This is a genomic window from Microcoleus sp. B5-D4 (assembly GCF_036705145.1).
Taxonomy (GTDB): domain Bacteria; phylum Cyanobacteriota; class Cyanobacteriia; order Cyanobacteriales; family Microcoleaceae; genus Microcoleus.
On sequence record NZ_JAUBTV010000065.1, the window covers coordinates 11,420 to 12,136 of the forward strand.

Sequence of the window (717 nt, forward strand, 5' to 3'; positions counted from 1 at the left end):
GGGACTGGCGCTGGATTTTGAGTAATTGTCGGTGCGATCGGCAAATTTGGGACTGGCGCTGGATTTTGAGTAATTGTCGGTGCGATCGGCAAATTTGGGACTGGCGCTGGATTTTGAGTAATTGTTGGTGCGATCGGCAAATTTGAGACCGGCGCTGGCGTCGGCGTTAATGTTGGTGCTGGTGCGGGCGCTGGTGCGGGCGCTGGGGCGGGCGCTGGGGCGGGCGCTGGTGCTGGTGCTGGTGCTGGTGCGGGTGCGGGCGCTGGTGCTGGTGCTGGCGCTGGTTCCGGTGCGGGTGCTGGTGCGGGTGCTGGTGCGGGCGCTGGTGCTGGCGCTGGTGCGGGTGCTGGCGCTGGTGTTGGCGCGGGTGCGGGTGCTGGTGCTGGCGCGGGCGCTGGCGCAGGAGTTGGCGCTGGTGCTGGCGCTGGTGCTGGCGCAGGAGTTGGCGCGGGTTCCGGTGCTGGTGCTGGCGCGGGTGTTGGTGCAGGAGTTGGCGCTGGCGCGGGTGTTGGCGCTGGCGCGGGTGTTGGCGCGGGTGTTGGCGCGGGTGTTGGCGCGGGTGTTGGCGCGGGTGTTGGCGCGGGTGCGGGTGCGGGTGTTGGCGCGGGAGCGGGTGTTGGCGCTGGTGTTGGCGCGGGAGCGGGTGTTGGCGCGGGAGCGGGTGTTGGCGCGGGAGCGGGTGTTGGCGCGGGAGCGGGTGTTGGCGCGGGTGTTGGT

1 protein-coding gene is annotated in these 717 nt (G+C 70.3%); it reads left to right on the plus strand.

The window, feature by feature from the left end:
• Positions 1–169: 169 nt before the first annotated feature.
• Positions 170–717, plus strand: a 548-nt coding sequence (locus QUB10_RS24495) for a hypothetical protein (RefSeq protein WP_333205832.1), incomplete at its 3' end; no start/stop codon positions are given.